Origin of the sequence: Streptomyces sp. NPDC001903 (assembly GCF_042891345.1) — a bacterium.
GTDB lineage: Bacteria > Actinomycetota > Actinomycetes > Streptomycetales > Streptomycetaceae > Streptomyces.
The window spans coordinates 508,406-525,896 of sequence record NZ_JBIASZ010000002.1 but is presented as its reverse complement, the minus strand read 5'-3'; the positions used below and the strand labels follow the sequence as shown (position 1 = coordinate 525,896).

The following is a 17,491-nucleotide window of genomic DNA, read 5'->3' as shown; positions in this document are numbered from 1 at the left end:
ATGCATGCATGTTAAGTAGCGGCGACTGGAAGGTGTCAACGATGTGTCCAGAAACAGCGGAAAGCTGGGGTGGTTTGTGGGGGTATGCGCGAGTGCACAAGAAAGGGCCTCTACTTAACATGTAAGTAGAGGCCCTTCGGGGTGTCCGTGGAAAGAGGCGGTCAGCCCTTGCGGGAGAGGGGCCCGAGCTCGCGCGCGAGCCGCGCCGCGGCCTGTTCCGGTGTCTGGCGCAGCGCCATCACGTCCTGCGCCACGGCCTGCACGGCGAGGCTGACCTGGTCGTAGCGCGGACTCTTGGGGCGGGGCACCGCGGACAGCACGCTCTGGCGGAGCGTGGGCAGGTAGGGGTACGCGCGGACCAGATCGGGATCCTCGTACAGCGCGGCGCGCACCGGCGGCAGCGAGCCCTTGGTCAGCACCTGCCGCTGGACCCGTTCGCTGGTGAGGTAGGAGATGAGGTCGGCCGCCGACGCGGGATGCCGCGCACGGCTGCTCACGGCGAGGTTGGAACCACCGAGCACACTGGTGCCGGGCCCGTCCGGTCCGGGCAGCGGTACGGCGCCGAACCTGCCCGCGACCTTCGAGCCGCTCGCCCCGGCGTCCGCGTACACGTACGGCCAGTTCCGCAGGAAGAGCAGCCGGCCGTCCTGGAAGGCCCGCCGCGACTCCTCCTCCTTGTAACCGAGCGCGTCGCGGGAGATCCAGCCGTCCCGTACGCCGTCCGCGAGGAACCGCAGTCCGGTGCGTGCCGCGTCGGAGTCCACCGTCACCCGCGCGCCGTCGTCGCGCAGGATCGAACCGCCCGCCGAGTGCACGGCCTCGGTCACGTTGACGGTGAGTCCCTCGTACGGCAGGAACTGGCCGGCGTACCCGTCCAGTCCGTACTTCGGGGCGATCGTGCGCGCCTGGCGGGCCAGCTCGGCCCAGGTGCGCGGAGGCTGCTCGCCCTCCAGGTCCAGGATGTCCTTGCGGTAGTAGAGCAGTCCCGCGTTGGTGACGTACGGGACCGCGTACAGGCGGCCGTCGAACGTCGCGGTGTCGACGACCGGACGCAGGAAGGCGTCGAGCGGGAAACGGCCGCGGTCGAGCGGGGCGATCCAGCCGGCCGCCGCGAACTCCGAAGTCCAGGCGACGTCGATGTTCAGCACGTCGAACCGGTCGCGGCCCGATCGCAGTTCGCTGATCATCTGCGCCCGGGTCTCGTCGGCCGAGTCGGGCAGCTCGACGAGCGTGACGCGCTCGCCGGGGTGGGCGCCGTTCCAGTCGTCGAGGAGCGGGGAGAGGTAGTCGGTGAGATCGCCCGCCGTCACGAGCGTGAGGGGGCCGCGGCCCGCGGAGGCCGCGCCCGCGTCGGAGCGGACGCCGAAGCCGGCGTAGCCCGCCAGCACCACCGCGGCGACCAGGAGCGCTCTACCCGCGGCACGTGTCCACCGCATAGATTCCTCCCAGCGCACCGCCCAGTGCACGATCCGGCTGCGCCGCCGACCGCCGTGGCCTATATATACCCGTTAGGCATGGGCGATACTAGACGTCCAGGCAGACGGGACGGACGGGGCGGTACTCGGTCCGCTGCCGAGTGAACCGTTGACTACGGAGCGGGAAGGAGGGGGAGCGAGTGCGGCTGGCGCTCCTTGCGCTCCTCACCCGTAGCCCTGCGCACGGTTACGAGCTGAAGCAGGACCTTGAGAAGCTCCTGGGTGCCGCGTACCCTCAGCCCAACGTCGGCCAGATCTACGTCACCCTCGGCCGGCTGGAGAAGAGCGGCCTGATCGAAGGCGAGGACGTCGAGCAGTCGGGCCGGCCCAACAAGCGCACGTACCGGCTGACGGACGCCGGGCGCGAGGCCGTGCTGGCCTGGTTCGAGGAGACCGCCGAGGAACCCCGGGTACGGGACGAGTTCTTCATGAAGCTGGCGCTCGCCCCGCAGTCGGGCCTGGCCGATCCGATCGCCCTGATCAACAAGCAGCGGCGGCAGTACCTCAACACCATGCGGGACCTGTCCAGGCTGGCCGCGGCCGAGGACCGCGACAACAAGATCTCCCAACTGCTGATCGAGGGCGCCATGCTGCACCTGCAGGCCGACCTCGACTGGCTGGAACGCTGTCAGGAGGAGCTGGAATGAGCGAGGCCGCCGCCCCGGCTCCCGCCGCTCCCCTCGTGCGGGCCGAAGGCCTGACCAAGACGCACCACGGCGAAGGCGTGCCGGTCCACGCCGTGCGCGGGGTGGACCTGTCCGTCCGGCCGGGCGAGTTCGTCGCCGTCACCGGACCGTCGGGAGCGGGCAAGTCCACGCTGCTGCACCTGATCGGCGGACTCCAGCGGCCCGACAGCGGCAGACTGTGGCTCGGCGGCGAGCGGGTCGACGCGTACCGTGAGGCCCGTTGGGCGGTCCTCCGGCGCCGCAGCATCGGCGTCGTCTTCCAGTTCTTCAACCTGGTCTCCAACCTCACCGTCGCCGACAACGTCGAACTGCCCGCCCTGCTCGCCGGAGCCTCCCCGAAGGCCGCCCGCGCGTCCCGCGCCGAACTGCTCGCCGAACTCGGTCTCGAAGGCCGCGAGCGCTCGATGCCCGGCGAGCTGTCCGGCGGCGAACAGCAGCGGGTCGCGCTGGCCCGCGCACTCGTCAACCGGCCCGCGCTCCTGCTCGCCGACGAACCGGCCGGCAGCCTCGACAGCAAGGGCACGCGCGAGGTGCTGCGGCTGCTCTCCCGGTTCCACCAGCGCGGCCAGACGATCATCATGGTCACCCACGACGCCCGGATGGCCAGCGCCGCCGACCGCGTCATCAGCTTCTTCGACGGGCGCATAGCCGACGACGCACCCCTCGACGGCGGGCGCCGCGGGCCCGTCCGCGGGGTCTCCGGCGTCCTGGACCTGGACCTGGAACCGAAGGAGTGACCGTGCGGGCCACTCTGCGCTGGGCACACGCCGACTTCCGCGCACACCGGGGCGAAGCCCTCTTCGCCGTACTGGCCAGCGCCGGGATCATCGCCTCGCTCCTGCTGGCCGGCGCACTGTTCGGCTACGCCGCCAACCCCTGGCAGCGGATCTTCAACCAGTCCCGAGGCGCCCACATCTGGCTCCACACCAGCGCGGGGGCGGACACGCACGCGCTGGCCGGCCTGGACGGGGTCGAGGCGCTCTCCGGGCCCTACCGCACGACGGCGACGACGGTCGAGGCGCACGGTGCGCGGGCCGGAGTCACCCTGCGCGGCGCCGAGGTGGCGCCCCCGGAAGCCGGACGGCCGCTCGTCACCGCCGGCAGCTGGCTCACGGGGCCGGGCGACGCAACCCGTACGGGCGCGGACGCGGCCCCCGGCGAGGACGCGGCCCCCGGCGAGGACGCCGCCCGCGGCGCGGACGCGCCCGTCGCCGACGGCGGCGCCCGCGAGCCCGTCGTACTGGAGGCCTCGGTCGCGCGGGCGCTCTGGGCCGAGCCCGGTGACACCGTCCGCGTCACCGGACCGGACGGCGCCCCGCACGCGCTGCGGGTGAGCGGCATCGCCGAGGCGGCCGAACCCCGCTACCACCCGGGCGGCGGGCCCGGCATCGGCTGGGTGCTCGCCGGCACCCTCGGCGAGATCGCCCACGGGGACACCGGGCAGAGCGTGGGGCTGCGCCTGGCCGACCCCGACGACACCGACTTCGTCGTCCAGCGCGCCGTGACCCTACTCGGCGCCGACCGGGTGGCGCAGGTCACCAAGTGGCAGCAGGCACGCGCCGAGGCGGGCGGCGACGACCGGCTCCTCGGGCAGGTCTTCGCCGTCTTCGGACTCGGAGCGCTGCTCGCGGCGGCGCTCGCCGCGGCCGGAGCCATCGGCTCCCGGGTCCGCGGCCAGCTGCGGGACATCGCGATCCTCAAGGCCGTCGGCTTCACCCCCGGCCAGGTGACCCGCGGATTCCTCGTCCAGCACCTCGCCTGCGCGCTGCTCGGCGTCACCCTCGGCACGACGGCGATCGGCCTGCTCGGCGCGCGCATACCCGGCCGGATCGGCGAGGCGGCGGCGGTGTGGCAGGACCTGCCCGGACACACCGCGCTCATGATCGGCGTGCCCTGCGGCGCGCTGCTGATGATCGCGGCCGCCACGGGTCTCTCGGCCTGGCGGGCCGGCCGGGTACCGCCGGTGCCGGTGGCCCGAGCGGCGCTGCCGACCGCCGCGCCCATGACCGCACTCGGCAGGCGGGCCCTGGGCCTGCGGGTGCCGCCCGCGCTGGTGCTGGGGTGGCGCGCGGCGTTCCCGCGCCGCGGCCGGACGATCGCGGCGGTGGCCCGGCTCGCCCTGCCGCTGGCCCTGATCACCGTCGCGCTCGTCACGTGGTCGACGCTGGACCAGTTCCGCAGCCGGCCCGCGCAGATGGGCCTGCCCGCGGCACTGACCGTACGCGCCGGACAGCCCGCGGGAGCCCTCGACGCGGAACTGGAGAAGACCCTCGCGGCGGTACCGGACGTCGCCGCGGTCCATCCCGGCGCGGAGGTGGCGGCGCTCGTACCGGGCCAGACCGGCACCATCACGCTGCGCGGGCTCGGCACGGCCGGATCCCCCTACCCCTCCGAGGTGGTGGAGGGGCGCGCGGTCGCAGGCCCGGACGAGGCGGTGGCCGGGCAGGGACTGCTCGATCTCCTGGGCGTGCGCGTCGGCGCCTGGGTGCGGATGACCGTCGAGGGACGGCCGCAGATCCTGCACCTCGTCGGCCGCACCATCGAACCCGAATCCGGGGGCCGGGTGATCACCACGACCCTCGACGCACTGCGCGAGCGCGATCCGGGACTGCGGCCGGACTTCCACGCCCTGGTGCTGCGCAGCGGCGCGGACCCGCGCGCGGTCGGCGCCGCGCTCGCCACGGCCACGGGCGGGACGCTGGAGGTCAGACAGACACCCAATCCGGCCGACGGGCTGGAGCCGGCGCGCGCGGTGATCGCCGCCCTGATCGCGGTGCTGGCGCTGATCGGACTGACGGAACTGCTGACGCTGATCAGCACGGGCGTCCGCGACCGGGGCCGTGACCTGCTCGCACTGAAGGCGATCGGGCTGACCCCCCGGCAGATCGGCTCGGTGATCGTGACGGCCGCCGCACTGACCGCGCTGGCATCCGCCCTGGCCGGGACGGCGCTGGGGGCGCTGTCCGGCAGTTGGCTGGTGGACGCCCAGGGAGCGTCGAGCGGGATCGGGGCGGGCATCGCCCGCATCCCCTCGGCGCGCGTCCTGTCGGCCGTCGTCACCGGGGCGGTGCTCGGAGCGGTGGTGGCGGCGCTGGTGCCGGCGATCCGGACCGCCCGGCGCAGGCTGGCGGACTCGCTGAGCGAAACGCTCTGACCACCCCTGCGGCGAGGCCCGGCGCCGGGCGCCGGCGCCCCGACAACGTGCTGTTGTGGGTCCGTCCGGAGGGCCGCCTGCCCGAGCAGCACCAGCACGGCGGTGCGCTGGACCGAGCCGCGCCGTCGTGCCGCTCAGCGCGCGGGCTGTGCGTGCGGGGCCGGGTCGGGGGCGGCCGGTGCGGCCGGGTCCACGGTCAGCGTGATGAGCGTCGCGGTCAGTGCGCTGGCCAGGGCGAGCGCGGCGAAGAGCCGGCGGGACGGCGAGGACTTCCGGTGCCGGGCCGCCGGCCGGCGGGCCCGGGGGAGACGCGCCTGTTCCCGCGGTGCGCGGTTCTGGTTCATCGGGGAATCGGTTTCCTCAGTAGGTGAAGCACTCCGAGTGGATGCGGGCGGCCGGGACCCCCGCCCTGATCAGCGACGCGGTCGTCGCGTCGGACATGCCGGGCGGCCCGCAGAGGTAGACGTCGCGGTCGGACAGGTCCGGTACGAGCGCGCGCAGGGCCTGCGGCGCGAGCGGATCGTACGCGTTGTCGGAACGGCCCACCAGGTAGTGCAGTGCGGCCTGGCGGGACGCCGCGATGGCCTCCAGCTCGTCGCGCAGGACCAGTTGGCCGGCGTCGCCCGCCCGGTAGAGCAGGGTGAGGTCGCCGGGGCTCGCGGGCAGGGACTCGAAGAGGGCGCGCATCGGCGTGATGCCGATGCCGCCGGCGATCAGCAGGACCTTGGGGCGGGTGCGGCGCCGCTCGGTGAGTGCGCCGAACGGGCCGGTGGCCAGGACCCTGGTGCCGGGCCGCAGCCCGCGGACCCGCCGGGAGTGCCCGCCGAGCGCCTTCACGGTGATGCGCAGGCGGTCGTCGCGGGCGGGCGCGGACAGCGAGAACGGCAGGGCGGTGTGCCACAGGCCGCCCCGCAGGAACCGCCAGCGGAAGAACTGCCCGGGCTCGGCGCGCAGTTCGCGGAGCCGGTCGCCCTGGATGGTGACGGAGACCACTCCGGGGCCTTCCTGTTCGACGGCGGCGACGCGCAGTCCGTGCCGCAGGGCCTGGCGGACCGGGACGATCCCGCGGTACCAGGCGAGCAGTACGCCCACGACGGTGTGCAGCAGGGCCCAGAACCAGGTGGTGAAGGCGGTGACGGACACGTCGGGGCCGGCCAGCTGGTGGACGAAGCCCAGGGCGGCGGCGAGGTACGTCAGCAGGTGGACGGCGCGCCACGCCTCGTGCGAGACGCGGCGGCGTACGGCGCGGGCGGAGAACAGCCCCGCACCCGCCAGCAGGGCGGCGCCCGCGAACGCGGCGATGAGGGCCGGGTAGCGGAACATCGCCCCGGTGGCGGTCAGCAGGTCGGTCCCGGTGCGCAGGGCGTACACGACGAGGGCGAACAGACCGTGGGCGCCGCACAGGAGCAGCACCCAGCGGCCGCCGAAGGCGTGCCATCGGGCGAGGCGGTCGGCGCCGACCCCGTGCTCGACGGCCGGTACGCGTGCCATCAGGAACAGCATGACGAGGATGCCGTAACCGGCCAGGAGCCCGGTGAGGTGCGCGGCGGCCCCGATGAGCTCGTCGGGCCGGGCGGAGGGGTTCACCTGGGCGGCCCACAGCAGCGTGACGACGACCGCACCGGCGGCCAGCCCGGCGCGCAGCCGCTCGGACGCGGTCCTCATCCGCGCCGCCCCGGGCCGGGAGCGTACGGCGCAGTGGGCGGGAGGGTCATGCCAAGGTCCGTTTCGCTCGATAGTTCGGGGGCATAGCAGCGGCAACTATGCGCAAATCCGATCGGGGCGGGCAATGGCGATGCACACATGATGAAGTCCGTCACGCGCAGAAATTCAAGCTCCTTGTCCATATATGTCCGCTATCTATGCCCGGCCAAGAGATGCTCGCCACGTCCGCGCGATACGGGCTTGGAGAACTCTTTGCGCTTTTACACCAGCACCCCGGCGAAGAACATCGACGCCAGGAGGGCGTACTGGACCGCGCAGACCAGCAGGAGCGGTACCTGAATCCACCGGGACATCTTCCCGACCAGCACGAGCCCGACGAACATCTGCGCATGGTTGCGGTACCAGGACATTTCCGCTCCGGCGAAGAACGGCAGCAGGAAGATCGCCACCGTCAGGAGCAGAGCGGCCCACTCCGCGGCGTCGATCCGGCGGTTGCGCACGAGCCGGACCGCGGCGCCCGCCACGACGAGCAGGACGAAGGCGGTATTGAGCCAGAGCTGGCTCCTGTGCGCGGTGAGACCGTGCTCCACCAGCCACGGCAGGTGCCCCTTGGGCGTGTACCAGTCCTTGAAGGGGAAGTCGTAGGCCTTCCCCATCTCGGCGAAGGGCTGCCGCAGGCCGCCCTGCCCGTAACTGGACGCCTGGATGACCTCGTAGGCGTCCCAGCGGCCCGTCGCCCGCCACATCAGCCACTTCGCCCAGAGCACGCCGCAGGCGGCGAGCGCCGCCGAGGCCCCGGCCTTCGCGCACCGGACCGGCCAGGCGTCCGCCCGCCACGCGAAGAACACGCTGAGCAGCAGCATGCCGGCGGCGACCGCGCCGACGAGATGGCAGGCGGTCGCGACGGAGCCACCGGCGGCGGCAAGGCCCCACGAGCCGCGTTTCACCCCGAGGACGCAGACGAGCAGCGCCAGCGTGCCGGTGGCGATCGGGAACACCGCGTGGAAGTAGACACCGCCCGGGAACACGGTGCCGATGGCGAGGGTGAGTCCGGTGGCCCAGGTGAGCCGGGCGCCGAGCAGCCACCACAGCACCGCGAACATGCCGAGCAGGGACGCTTCGGTGAGGACGACGGCCGATTCCTCGAAGGAGAGCCCGGTGGCGGACAGAGCGCGGATTCCCATGGGGTACCCGGGGAACCACGCGACGTTTCCGCACAGGACATCGGGGAATTCCGGGTACCGCTCCCGGCACCGGAACAATTCGTAGCCGGTCCTGGCGATGGACAGATAGTGCTCGGAATCCCAGCGGCGACGGCTCTGCGTGGACCAGTAGGGCACTTCGGACCCGTCGCCGGAGACGGACGCCGCCGCGACCAGCCAGGTGATCAGGTTCGCGATCAGCCACGCGACGAACGGAGGCAGCAGGGCCTGCCGCCGGTCGCGGCGGGCGGGCCCGGTGGCTTCCGTCGTGGCGATCATCCCGATCAGTCTGGGGAACCCCTCGCCCAGCCGCACCCCGGCGGCCCCGCCCGGGGCACGCGGCATCCCTCAGCCGGCGCAGGCGCGACGGATCGCGCCGAGGGTGCGGGCCACGTCCTCATCGGTCGTCGACCAGTTGCTCACCGAGATCCTCATGACGCGGCGGCCGCGCCACGTCGAGCCGCTGATCCACGCCGTGCCGTCGGCGAGCAGCCGGGCGAGCACCCGTTCGGTGCGTTCGTCGCTGCCGAACTCGGCGCACACCTGGGTGAACACCACCTCGTTGAGGACCGTCGCGCCGTCGATCGCGGCGATGCCGGAGGCGAACGCGCGGGCGTGCCGGCACAGCCGCTCGACGAGGTCGGCCACCCCTGACCGGCCGAAGGACCTGAGCGCGGCCCACACGGTGAAGGCCCGGCCGCGCCGGGAGAGTTCGGGGACCTTGTCGCTGGGGTCGCCGTGCTCGTGCCGGATGAGGTAATCGCCCTGCATGCCCATCGCGGCCCGCAAGGCGGTCGGATCCCGCACGATCGCGAGCCCGCAGTCGTAGGGCACGTTCAGGGTCTTGTGGGCGTCGGTCGCCCAGGAGTCGGCGTCCGAGCAGCCCGCCGTCAGGTGGGCGTACCGCGGCGAGGCGGCCGCCCACAGTCCGAACGCCCCGTCGACGTGCACCCACGCCCGGGACGCGCGGGCGGCGCGGACCGCCTCGCCGAAGGGGTCGAAGGAGCCGGAATGGATGTTCCCGGCCTGGAGCACGACGATCGTCGGCCCCGGTTCGCCGGCCGCCAGCGCGCTCCGCAGCGCCTCGGGCACGATGCGTCCCTGGCCGTCGGCCGCCACCGCCTCCGGGCTGCCGAGCCCGAGATGGCGCAGCGCCAGGTCGACGGTGACGTGACGCTCCTCGCCGACGAGGACGCGCACCGCCGGCCCGCCTGCGAGACCGTCGCGGGCGACGTCCCGGCCCGCGCGGCGCAGCACCGCGTCGCGCCCGGCGGCGAGGCAGGTGAAGTTCGCCATCGCGGCGCCCGTGGTGAACCCGACGGCGCTGTCACCCGGCAGCCCGAGCAGATCGAGCAGCCACCCGCCGGCGACGTCCTCCACCGCCGCGTACGCGGGCGAGACGGCGCGCATCACACAGTTCTGGTCCCACGCGCTGACCAGCCAGTCCGCGGCCAGTGCGGCCGGCTCGGTGCCGCCGATCACGAACCCGTAGAAGCGTCCGCCGGGGAAGGCGGTGAGCCCCGGCTCGCAGGCCGTGGCCAGCAGGTCGACGACATCGCCCGGCGGGCTCGGGCCGTCGGGCAGCCCGGCGCCCAGTGCGTCCACGATCTCGCCGACCGAAGCACGGGCGGGAACAGGGCGCTCGTCCAGGCTCGCCAGCCACCGGGCGGCATGGCCGTACGCCCGTCGGAGCGCCTCTTGTCGCGCGTCCATACCTCGGACTATGGGGCCGGCGCCGCCGCCCCGCAATCGGCGCGGCCGCCGTCGCACGGGAGAGCGGCGAATTCGTGCCGGGGCGGCCGTGGTGCATGATCGGGGGATGTCTGATCGCATCATTGCCGCCTGTGACGGCGCGGCGAAGGGGAACCCCGGACCGGCGGCCTGGGCGTGGGTCGTCGCCGACGCGCAGGGCCGCCCGGAGCGCTGGGAGGCCGGGCCCCTGGGCCGGGCCACCAACAACGTGGGCGAGCTCACGGCCCTGCAGCGGCTGCTGGAGTCCCTGGACCCCGGCACGGCCGTCGAGGTCCGCATGGACTCCCAGTACGCCATGAAGGCGGTCACCCAGTGGCTCCCGGCCTGGAAGCGCAACGGGTGGAAGACCGCGGCGGGCAAACCCGTCGCCAATCGGGAGCTCGTCGAGCAGATCGACGCGCTGCTCGCCGAGCGGGATGTCGAATTCCGCTACGTTCCGGCCCACCGCGAGGACGGCGACCTCCTGAACGCGATCGCCGACCAGGCCGCGAGCGACGCCGCCGCCACGCAGCAGGCAGCCGGTACGGCCCTCGGCAGCCCTTCGCTCCCCGTACCCGCCCCCGCCCGCGCTTCCGCGCCCCGCGCCAGGCCCGCGGCCGCCGGAGCCAAGAAGCCCGCGCGCAGCCGTGGCGGCTCCGTCAAGGCGAAGTTCCCCGGAAGCTGCCCCTGCGGAAGGTCGTACGCGGCCGGCGACCAGATCACCAAGCTCGGCACCCGGTGGGGACATCCGGGCTGCGACAGCCCCGTACCGAGCGACACCCCTGCGTAGCGGGTCCGCGACGGCGCGGATTCACGGAGTCCGGATCGCCGGGTGTGAGACCGCGGGTGAGGGGCAGGCGCGCCGTGACGAGAGTCCGACCCAACCAGCACGGAGGGCTTTTCATGGCGGAGAACGTGTGGGGCTATCGCGCGGCCTCGGGCCGTCCGCAGGGCGTCGACCTGACGGGATTCAAGGTCGAGGCCGTCGACGGCGGCATCGGCAAGGTGGACAGGCACTCCGACGAGGCCGGCTCCGCGTACATCGTGGTCGACACCGGTCCCTGGATCTTCGGCAAGGGGGTCCTCCTGCCGGCCGGCACGGTGTCCCGGATCGATGTGGACGACGAGAAGATCTACGTCGACCGGACGAAGGAGCAGATCAAGAACGCCCCCGAGTTCCACCGCGACCGGCACCTGCAGGACGAGCGCTACCGTTCGGAGATCGCCGAGTACTACGGCATCGGCGGGCCGTTCGGCGGCAGCCGCATGTGATCCGGCGCCGTCGCGGGGACGGTGGCGGGAGCCCTCCGCGGGTCGGCTCCCCGACGCCCAGGGGCGTCGGGGAGCCGCGTCGGCTGCGGAGCGAGGGAGAGCGGAGGCGCGTGATGAAGGCATCGAAAGTCGCCTACAAGCCGGTCGGGTTGGCGCTCGGCGCCGGCGCCGGCCTGCTGGCCGGGGCGCTGTTCAAAGAGGTCTGGAAACTCGCCGGGCACGAACAGGACGCCCCCAAGGCCACGGACGAGGAACGCAACTGGCGCGAGGTGCTGATCGCCGCGGCCATCCAGGGCGCGATCTTCGCCCTGGTCAAAGCGGCCGTCGAGAGGTCCGGGGCCGTGGCCGTACGACGCGTGTCGGGCACCTGGCCGGCCTGAACGCGGGACACCGCGCACACCCCGCCGACCCGTGTGGCGCATGGGGCGGCGGGCCGGGGGCACACGACGCGCATCGGGGGCACGTGACGCGCAGGTGGCGTTCCGGCCCCGTGAAGGCGACGTGTGAAGGAGCGAGATCGTGCTGATGGCTCACCCTGCGGTGCTGGCGCGTCTGGTGCAGGAGTACGAAATGGTGTCGCAGCTCGGGGCCGGAGGCGTTCAGGACCCGCCGCGGCAGCGCCTGGAGGACGTGGTCTACACGCTGTGCGTGTCGACCGGGACGCGCGACATCGACGCCGCGCTGGCCTCGGCCCGGGAGCGGATGGCCGCAGTATGGCCCGCTGACGCGCAAGGCATGGGGGCGGCGGCCTGAACGGCCCTGCTCACCTCGTTCACGCCGGCGCCGTACCGGGTCCACTCGGGCCCGGTACGGCACCCGGCCGGGAGCCGGGGCGCGGTGGGAGGGTCAGGCGCCTTCGCCCAGGACGGCCGCGATCAGCTGCCGTTGCTCCTCGGTGAGGTACGGATCCCGTAACTCCACCAGCTTGTCGTCGACGCGGACGACGTAGCCGAACCCGTCCGGTACGGGTTCCCGGTCCGCGGGGCACTCGCCGCTCAGGGCCCGCTCGGCCAGCCGCTCCAGCTCGGCGCCGTCGCTGCGGTACTCCGTGTCGAGGGAAGCGCTGCGTTCCCTGCCCGCGAACCCGCCGGTGCGGGTGACGGTGATCAGCATCGCGAAACCTCCTTGAGTCGGGCGCCGCTTGCGGCCGGCCGGGTCGACCGGCAGGGGCGGCGCGCGGGATGGACACCTCTCGCCTGCCCCCGAAAGCCCCGCATGCGCCTCTGCGCACGGCATCCGCGTGAGATGTCCGAAAGCCGCCCACTGTCACACCAGTTGCCATCGGCGGGCACGGCACCGGTGGGGACGGAATTCCGGGGTAGACGCGGTCCGAGGCGCCACGGCGGTTCCCGCCGCTGCGCCGAACCCCCAACGTGAGAACGAGGTCACCATGATTTTCGTCGGACTGATTCTCCTGCTCATCGGTCTTCTGACCGGAATCTCCATCCTGTGGACGGTCGGAGTCGTCTTGCTGGTGGTCGGCGCCGTGTTGTGGCTCCTGGGCTCGGTCGGGCACGCGGTCGGCGGCCGGCGCCACTACTGGTGACCGCACACCGTGCGGTGCACGCGGCGGCCGCCGGGCCGTCAGCCGGCGGTCTGGTCCCCGTCGGGGACGTCCTCGACCGTGACGAGGCCGACGGGTACCGAGAGCCCCCGTGACACCGCTTCGGCAAGCCCTTCGGGGTCCGGGCGCGACGGGTACGGCGGCTGCTCTTGCTCGCCGTAGTCTCGATCGCCTTGGCGAAGTAGCCCGGATGCCAGGCGCCGACGGCCCCCTTGACCTGGACCGCGACCACGGGGCGGTCTCCGGTGAGTCGCCCCAGCGCGGTGAGGATCTCGTCGGACCGCAGTTCGCCCGGCACCTGGAACAGGCTGGCGTGGGCACCGACGAGTCCGCCGTCCCGCAGGCGTACGGTCACGGTCAGGCAGCTGGTGACGCCGGGATAGGTGATCACGCCCCCGGGCGCGACCTCCTTGACCTGCCCTTCCGTGATCGTCGCCCGGCCCGGTATCCCCGGGCCGATCACCGCGAGCGGTCTGGCGTCGGCGGGCACGTGCAGTGCGTGCTCAGCGGCGGTACCGGGTGGGGCCAGGGCCACGACGCCCACGAGGGAGGCTGAGAAGACGGCGATGGCGCGCTTGAGTTCGATCACGACTCGCCATTCTCCGTCATCAGCCTCCCGGCCCGGTACGACGGCTTCCGGCCGTGCCGTCACCGCCGGGGCGGCGACGGCACGGCAACCGGGGCGTGCCGGTCAGAACCCGCAGGGCGTCCGAGCGTCCTGGAAGCGCTCCGGGTGCCGCCGCCGGTACTCGACCAACGACTGGGCCGCCGCGGCGCCTTCGCCCACGGCGGCACCGACCCGCTTGACGGATCCGGACCGTACGTCGCCCACGGCGAACACGCCGGGACGGCTGGTCTCCATCGGCAGCGCGTCCGCGCCGGCTCCGCCGCTCCCGGTCAGGACGTACCCGCGCTCGTCGAGCCTCAGCGCGCCGCCGAGCCACTCGCTCGACGGGCGGCCGCCGATCAGGACGTACAGGCAGTGCGCGGCAACCGTCCGCTCGTCGCCCCGGCGGTCCCGCAGCCTCAGACCGGTGAGGGTGGATCCGCCGAGGCACTCGGTCACTTCGGTGCCCAGCAGCACCGTGAGGCCCGGGGTCCGCTCGATGCGCTGCACCAGGTAGCTCGACATGGACGCGCCGATGTCCGTGCCCCGTACGACCAGGGTGACGGAGCGGGCGTAGCGCGCGAAGTACAGGGCGGCCTGCCCGGCGGAGTTGCCCGCGCCCACCATGAACACGTCCTCCCCGGCGGTCGAGGGGGCGTCGGACAGGCAAGATCCGTAGTACACACCTGAGTTCAGGAGGCGTTCCACCCCGGGAGCCGTCAGGCGGTTCCAGTCCACGCCGGTGGCGACCACCACGGCGGCCGCGGTCACCGAGGCCGTCTCGTCGGTGCCGGCCTTGACGAACTCCACGGTGTGCCCGCCCGCGTCGTTCGGGGTGACGCGGCTGGCCACACGGGTGGGCTGCCACTCGACGCGGGCCCTGCGCGCCTGCTGCAGGGCGCGCTGGGCCAGGTCACCCCCCGTGAGACCGACGGGGAATCCGAGGTAGTTCTCGATCCGCGAGGTCGATCCCGCCTGCCCGCCGGGGGCGTCGTCCTCGATCACGACCACGCTCATGCCCTCGGCGGCGGCATACACCGCCGCCGACAGGCCCCCGGGGCCACCGCCGATCACCGCCACGTCGTAGTGGTCCTGCTCGGCCGGCCTGATGAGGCCGAGCCGCTCGGCCAGCTCGCTGATCGAAGGGTCGACCAACTCGGTGCCGTCCCCCAGCCGGACGGTCACCGGGGCCTCCCGCGCATCCTCCTCGGGCAGCCACCGGAAGAGCACGCCGCTGCGGCCGAGGAAGTCGCGTACCGCGTAGGCGGCGGGCGAGAACCGGCTGCCGCGCACCTCGGCGGTGGCCAGGTCCCCCCGGCAGTCGGCGTTCCACGTGCACAGGGAGTCGTCGAGCGCGCCGCGAAGGTGCGCGGCCGGGCCCTCGTCGCCCCCGGCCGACCCGGTACGGGCGCCGGGCACGGCGTCCGCGTGCCCGGCCAGCGGCAGCCAGCGGACGCCCGGATGTGCGGCGCCGGGGTCGGGGGCCTCGTCGGCGAGCACGGCCGCGACGGGCACCTTCCGGTCGGCCAGCGACGTCAGCGCCCGGACCACCTCCGCCGGTCCTCCGACCTGCAGCACGCGGAACGAGGTCCGGTACCAGCTTTGCACCAGCTCGGCCGTCTCGTGCCGGCGGAGCGGATCGGAGTCGGAGAGAACGATCACGGGCAGTGCGGCATCGGCCATCAAGAGGTCCTCCAGGTAAGTCTCGTACGGGGCGGCTTCCCCTCGTGATCAACGAGCGGGGACGCGTTACGCATCGGCCCGCGAAGGACCGCTGCGGGCGCGCGGCGAAGGGGCGCGCGGCGAAGGGGCGCGCGGCGAAGGGGCGCGCGGCGAAGGGGCGCGCGGCGAAGGGGGGAGCGCAGTCCCCCCTGCGCGCTGCTCAGAGACGGCCGAAGAACTGGTTCCCGCGTGCCGAGTGGTTCTCGCTCGTGTAGTACTCCTTCATCGCGGAGCTGATCTCGTCACGGCTCAATTGCCCGTCACCGTCGATGTCCAGCTGGTTGAACGCCTCGTCGAAGGTCTCCCGGGGCAGGCGGAACATCCCGTGCAGCAGGGAGGTGTACTCCTCGCGCGTCAGCATGCCGTCGCCGTCCCGGTCGCCGAGCTCGGTCCAGGCGTTGCTCATGTTCCTGATCCGTTCCCAGATCCGGTTCTGGTCCGTGACGATCCGCGCGCGGAACGCCGCCCGGAACTCCTGCCGGTCGACCCAGCCGTCCTCGTTCTTGTCCATCTTGTGGAAGACGGTGTCCCAGAGGTCCGCCAGCGAATTGCGCAGTCCGGCCACGGTGTCCGGGTCGTAGCCGAGTGACTCGGCGAGCCTGTCCGAGAGGCCGATGACGTCCGACTTCACGAGCCGCCCGTCGCGGTCCGAGTCGAAGACGTCGAACGCCCGCTCCAGCTTGATGTCCAGAACGCTCACGGCACCATACCCTTCACTCTGTGCAGTTGCCCCGTCACGGTGCGAGGCGGGCCCAGGAAACCACAGGCCCCGCCTGTCGCGCATGGAAAGTGCCGGCCGACTGGGCACAACGGGTGACGGTCCGTCGCCGCGGTCCGGCGCGGAACCCCGGACGAGGAGCGGGCGGCTCGGACGGCTCAGCGCGTGAGGATGACGCGCCGGCGGACCCACAGGCCGTCGGTCGCGGCGGAGAGCAGGAAGTCGGCGACGTCGGCACGGTCGATCCTGCCGCCGACGCGCCCTCGGGTGCCGTCCAGCGGGATCGTCTCGTAGTCGCCTGCGGCCCGGCCGTTGGCGAACATCACGGGCAGGGCGATGGTCCAGGCGCGGTCGCTGCGGGCGATGGTCTCGTCGGCGACGCCCTTGTCCGCCATGAGCGCGCCCATCACCAGCTTCGCCGCCCCGGCCTGGAAGAGGGACTGGCGTCGGGCGGTGTCGCCCGAGCCGAGGGCGGAGAGCCAGACCAGGCGCTCCACGCCGGCCGCGGCCATGGCCTCCAGGACGGGGCCGGCGGTGCGGGTGGCGAGTGTGGACTTGTAGTCCTTGCCCGGTCCCAGGGCGCAGATGAGGGCGTCGCCGCCCCGAGCCGCCGACTCGACGTCCGCGGCCGAGGCGGCGTCGCCGACGACAACGGTGACGCGCTCGTCTTCGCGTTGCGGCAGCCGGGCCGCGTCACGCACCAGTGCCGTGACCCGGTGCCCGGCCGCGAGGGCCTGCCGGAGCACCTGCTGGCCGATCGGGCCCGTCGCGCCGAGGAGGGTGAGCTGCATGATCAGGCCTCCTTCTGTGCGCGGGCCCCGTCTCCATCGTCCCCCGCCCGCCGCGGGCCGCCACCGGGGTGTGCGGCGGGCCCGGGCAGGGGGCGCCGGCGCGAGCCTGCTCGCGGCCGCGAACGACCGGCGGCGTCCCGGTCCTCAGCTCCCCGCTCGCGCTTCGATCAGGAAGCGGTGGTCGTGCACGGTGAAACCGCCCGCGGCTCTGATGTGCCGGTCGAGGCGGCGCAGCGCGGGTTCGTGCCCGGACGGCTCGAACCCCGGGAACTGCCATGGTATGGCGCGTAGTTGGAAGACGACCGCACCGATGTCGTGGAAGGTGTAGGGGCTCGTCTCCTCCCGCGCCGTGGTCACGTGGAGGCCCGCGGCTTCCAGTGCCCGTACGGCGACGTCCAGGGTCCAGCCATCGGGGTCGGCCGGTGAGGGGATGCCGAGGGCTTCGTTGAGTTCCAGCTGGTTGCGGCTGCCCACCTGCTGGGTGAGGAACCGGCCGCCCGGCGCGAGTGCGGCGCGGATGGCCGCCGCGTCCAGGGCCCCGTGCCGGTCGAGTACCAGGTCGAAGGGGCCGGGGGGCAGGTTCGAGCCCGATGCGTGGTGGACCTCCACCCCCAGTGGGGCAAGGCGCTCCCGGGCCACGCGGAGGTTGGGCGGCCAGTTCTCGGTGGCCGCGCTCCGCGGTGGCAACGGCGCGAGCGAGGCGAGGAGTTCACCGCCGCCGGTGTCGATGTCCAGGAGGCTGCCCGCGTACGGGAGCAGGGCGCGGGCGTGCTCCGCGTAGTCCCACGAGGGGCCCTCGCCGTGCGCCCGGCCCTCCAGCCAACCGAAGTCCCAGCCCGACACGGTGGCCTGTCGGGCTTCCGCGACGTGCTTCTCGTAATCGTGAGCGGTCGTCATGCGGGCA

18 protein-coding genes are annotated in these 17,491 nt (G+C 73.3%); 8 read left to right on the top strand and 10 right to left on the bottom strand.

Going from position 1 to position 17,491, the window contains the following annotated elements:
• Positions 1-161: 161 nt before the first annotated feature.
• Positions 162-1,436 carry an ABC transporter substrate-binding protein gene (locus ACFYZS_RS06015; RefSeq protein ID WP_389007271.1) on the bottom strand — a complete coding sequence of 425 codons (1,275 nt, stop codon included), beginning with the start codon at positions 1,434-1,436 and terminating at the stop codon, positions 162-164.
• Between the two features lie 179 nt (positions 1,437-1,615).
• Between ACFYZS_RS06015 and ACFYZS_RS06010 the strand changes: the two genes are divergently transcribed.
• The 3 genes from ACFYZS_RS06010 to ACFYZS_RS06000 are packed head-to-tail and all read left to right on the top strand — an operon-like array spanning position 1,616 to position 5,315.
• A complete protein-coding gene (locus ACFYZS_RS06010) occupies positions 1,616-2,122 on the top strand; it encodes a PadR family transcriptional regulator (protein WP_389007269.1) in 507 nt (168 codons plus the stop codon).
• Positions 2,119-2,898 (top strand): ABC transporter ATP-binding protein, encoded by a 780-nt coding sequence (locus tag ACFYZS_RS06005; protein ID WP_389007268.1) that lies wholly within the window; start codon positions 2,119-2,121, stop codon positions 2,896-2,898. The genes ACFYZS_RS06010 and ACFYZS_RS06005 overlap by 4 nt, the downstream gene beginning before the upstream one ends.
• Positions 2,899-2,900: 2 nt before the next feature.
• Positions 2,901-5,315, top strand: a complete 2,415-nt coding sequence (locus ACFYZS_RS06000) for an ABC transporter permease (protein WP_389007267.1) — start codon at positions 2,901-2,903, stop codon at positions 5,313-5,315.
• Between the two features lie 134 nt (positions 5,316-5,449).
• On the opposite strand, the gene ACFYZS_RS05995 is transcribed toward ACFYZS_RS06000, so the two are convergent.
• From ACFYZS_RS05995 to ACFYZS_RS05980, 4 genes are all read right to left on the bottom strand, one after another.
• A complete protein-coding gene (locus ACFYZS_RS05995; protein WP_389007265.1) occupies positions 5,450-5,659 on the bottom strand; it encodes a hypothetical protein in 210 nt (69 codons plus the stop codon).
• 16 nt (positions 5,660-5,675) lie between these two features.
• Positions 5,676-6,980: a ferric reductase-like transmembrane domain-containing protein gene (locus ACFYZS_RS05990; protein ID WP_389007263.1), complete on the bottom strand. Its 1,305-nt coding sequence runs from the start codon at positions 6,978-6,980 to the stop codon at positions 5,676-5,678.
• Positions 6,981-7,240: 260 nt separating this feature from the next.
• A complete protein-coding gene (locus ACFYZS_RS05985) occupies positions 7,241-8,461 on the bottom strand; it encodes a hypothetical protein (protein WP_389007262.1) in 1,221 nt (406 codons plus the stop codon).
• Positions 8,462-8,530: 69 nt separating this feature from the next.
• Complete coding sequence (locus ACFYZS_RS05980; RefSeq protein WP_389007260.1) at positions 8,531-9,895, bottom strand: pyridoxal phosphate-dependent decarboxylase family protein; 1,365 nt, start codon at positions 9,893-9,895, stop codon at positions 8,531-8,533.
• A gap of 106 nt (positions 9,896-10,001) precedes the next feature.
• Here ACFYZS_RS05980 and ACFYZS_RS05975 point away from each other — a divergent pair, with 106 nt between their 5' ends.
• From ACFYZS_RS05975 to ACFYZS_RS05960, 4 genes are all read left to right on the top strand, one after another.
• Entirely contained in the window at positions 10,002-10,703 is a 702-nt protein-coding gene (locus tag ACFYZS_RS05975) for a ribonuclease H (RefSeq protein ID WP_389007258.1), read from the top strand.
• Positions 10,704-10,816: 113 nt separating this feature from the next.
• A complete protein-coding gene (locus ACFYZS_RS05970; RefSeq protein WP_389007257.1) occupies positions 10,817-11,185 on the top strand; it encodes a PRC-barrel domain-containing protein in 369 nt (122 codons plus the stop codon).
• Between the two features lie 113 nt (positions 11,186-11,298).
• On the top strand, positions 11,299-11,565 hold the full coding sequence (locus tag ACFYZS_RS05965) for a DUF4235 domain-containing protein (protein ID WP_389007255.1): 267 nt from the start codon (positions 11,299-11,301) through the stop codon (positions 11,563-11,565).
• A 145-nt stretch (positions 11,566-11,710) separates the two neighbouring features.
• Positions 11,711-11,938 (top strand): DUF5133 domain-containing protein, encoded by a 228-nt coding sequence (locus ACFYZS_RS05960; RefSeq protein WP_389007556.1) that lies wholly within the window; start codon positions 11,711-11,713, stop codon positions 11,936-11,938.
• 93 nt (positions 11,939-12,031) lie between these two features.
• On the opposite strand, the gene ACFYZS_RS05955 is transcribed toward ACFYZS_RS05960, so the two are convergent.
• Positions 12,032-12,298, bottom strand: coding sequence for a protealysin inhibitor emfourin (locus ACFYZS_RS05955; protein WP_389007253.1), 267 nt, complete (start codon positions 12,296-12,298; stop codon positions 12,032-12,034).
• A gap of 277 nt (positions 12,299-12,575) precedes the next feature.
• On the opposite strand from ACFYZS_RS05955, the gene ACFYZS_RS05950 reads away from it, so the two are divergent.
• The gene (locus tag ACFYZS_RS05950) at positions 12,576-12,731 is read left to right on the top strand and encodes a DUF6131 family protein (protein WP_389007252.1); all 156 of its coding nucleotides are present in this window, start codon (positions 12,576-12,578) and stop codon (positions 12,729-12,731) included.
• Between the two features lie 709 nt (positions 12,732-13,440).
• Here the strand turns inward: ACFYZS_RS05950 and ACFYZS_RS05945 are convergent.
• The 4 genes from ACFYZS_RS05945 to ACFYZS_RS05930 form a co-directional block, all read right to left on the bottom strand.
• Positions 13,441-15,039: an NAD(P)/FAD-dependent oxidoreductase gene (locus ACFYZS_RS05945; protein WP_389007250.1), complete on the bottom strand. Its 1,599-nt coding sequence runs from the start codon at positions 15,037-15,039 to the stop codon at positions 13,441-13,443.
• Between the two features lie 199 nt (positions 15,040-15,238).
• Complete coding sequence (locus ACFYZS_RS05940) at positions 15,239-15,778, bottom strand: EF-hand domain-containing protein (RefSeq protein WP_389007249.1); 540 nt, start codon at positions 15,776-15,778, stop codon at positions 15,239-15,241.
• A 176-nt stretch (positions 15,779-15,954) separates the two neighbouring features.
• Positions 15,955-16,587, bottom strand: coding sequence for an NAD(P)-dependent oxidoreductase (locus ACFYZS_RS05935; protein ID WP_389007247.1), 633 nt, complete (start codon positions 16,585-16,587; stop codon positions 15,955-15,957).
• A 144-nt stretch (positions 16,588-16,731) separates the two neighbouring features.
• Positions 16,732-17,484 carry a class I SAM-dependent methyltransferase gene (locus tag ACFYZS_RS05930; RefSeq protein ID WP_389007245.1) on the bottom strand — a complete coding sequence of 251 codons (753 nt, stop codon included), beginning with the start codon at positions 17,482-17,484 and terminating at the stop codon, positions 16,732-16,734.
• Positions 17,485-17,491: the final 7 nt, after the last annotated feature.

Bases quoted from the DNA above. Each gene is read 5' to 3' on its own strand.
- ACFYZS_RS05955 (WP_389007253.1), bottom strand. From the start codon at position 12,298: ATGCTGATCACCGTCACCCGCACCGGCGGGTTCGCGGGCAGGGAACGC.
- ACFYZS_RS05945 (WP_389007250.1), bottom strand. From the start codon at position 15,039: ATGGCCGATGCCGCACTGCCCGTGATCGTTCTCTCCGACTCCGATCCG.
- ACFYZS_RS05930 (WP_389007245.1), bottom strand. From the start codon at position 17,484: ATGACGACCGCTCACGATTACGAGAAGCACGTCGCGGAAGCCCGACAG.
- ACFYZS_RS05970 (WP_389007257.1), top strand. From the start codon at position 10,817: ATGGCGGAGAACGTGTGGGGCTATCGCGCGGCCTCGGGCCGTCCGCAG.
- ACFYZS_RS05965 (WP_389007255.1), top strand. From the start codon at position 11,299: ATGAAGGCATCGAAAGTCGCCTACAAGCCGGTCGGGTTGGCGCTCGGC.
- ACFYZS_RS05985 (WP_389007262.1), bottom strand. From the start codon at position 8,461: ATGATCGCCACGACGGAAGCCACCGGGCCCGCCCGCCGCGACCGGCGG.
- ACFYZS_RS05935 (WP_389007247.1), bottom strand. From the start codon at position 16,587: ATGCAGCTCACCCTCCTCGGCGCGACGGGCCCGATCGGCCAGCAGGTG.
- ACFYZS_RS05975 (WP_389007258.1), top strand. From the start codon at position 10,002: ATGTCTGATCGCATCATTGCCGCCTGTGACGGCGCGGCGAAGGGGAAC.
- ACFYZS_RS05995 (WP_389007265.1), bottom strand. From the start codon at position 5,659: ATGAACCAGAACCGCGCACCGCGGGAACAGGCGCGTCTCCCCCGGGCC.
- ACFYZS_RS06005 (WP_389007268.1), top strand. From the start codon at position 2,119: ATGAGCGAGGCCGCCGCCCCGGCTCCCGCCGCTCCCCTCGTGCGGGCC.
- ACFYZS_RS05990 (WP_389007263.1), bottom strand. From the start codon at position 6,980: ATGAGGACCGCGTCCGAGCGGCTGCGCGCCGGGCTGGCCGCCGGTGCG.
- ACFYZS_RS05950 (WP_389007252.1), top strand. From the start codon at position 12,576: ATGATTTTCGTCGGACTGATTCTCCTGCTCATCGGTCTTCTGACCGGA.
- ACFYZS_RS05980 (WP_389007260.1), bottom strand. From the start codon at position 9,895: ATGGACGCGCGACAAGAGGCGCTCCGACGGGCGTACGGCCATGCCGCC.
- ACFYZS_RS06015 (WP_389007271.1), bottom strand. From the start codon at position 1,436: ATGCGGTGGACACGTGCCGCGGGTAGAGCGCTCCTGGTCGCCGCGGTG.
- ACFYZS_RS05960 (WP_389007556.1), top strand. From the start codon at position 11,711: ATGGCTCACCCTGCGGTGCTGGCGCGTCTGGTGCAGGAGTACGAAATG.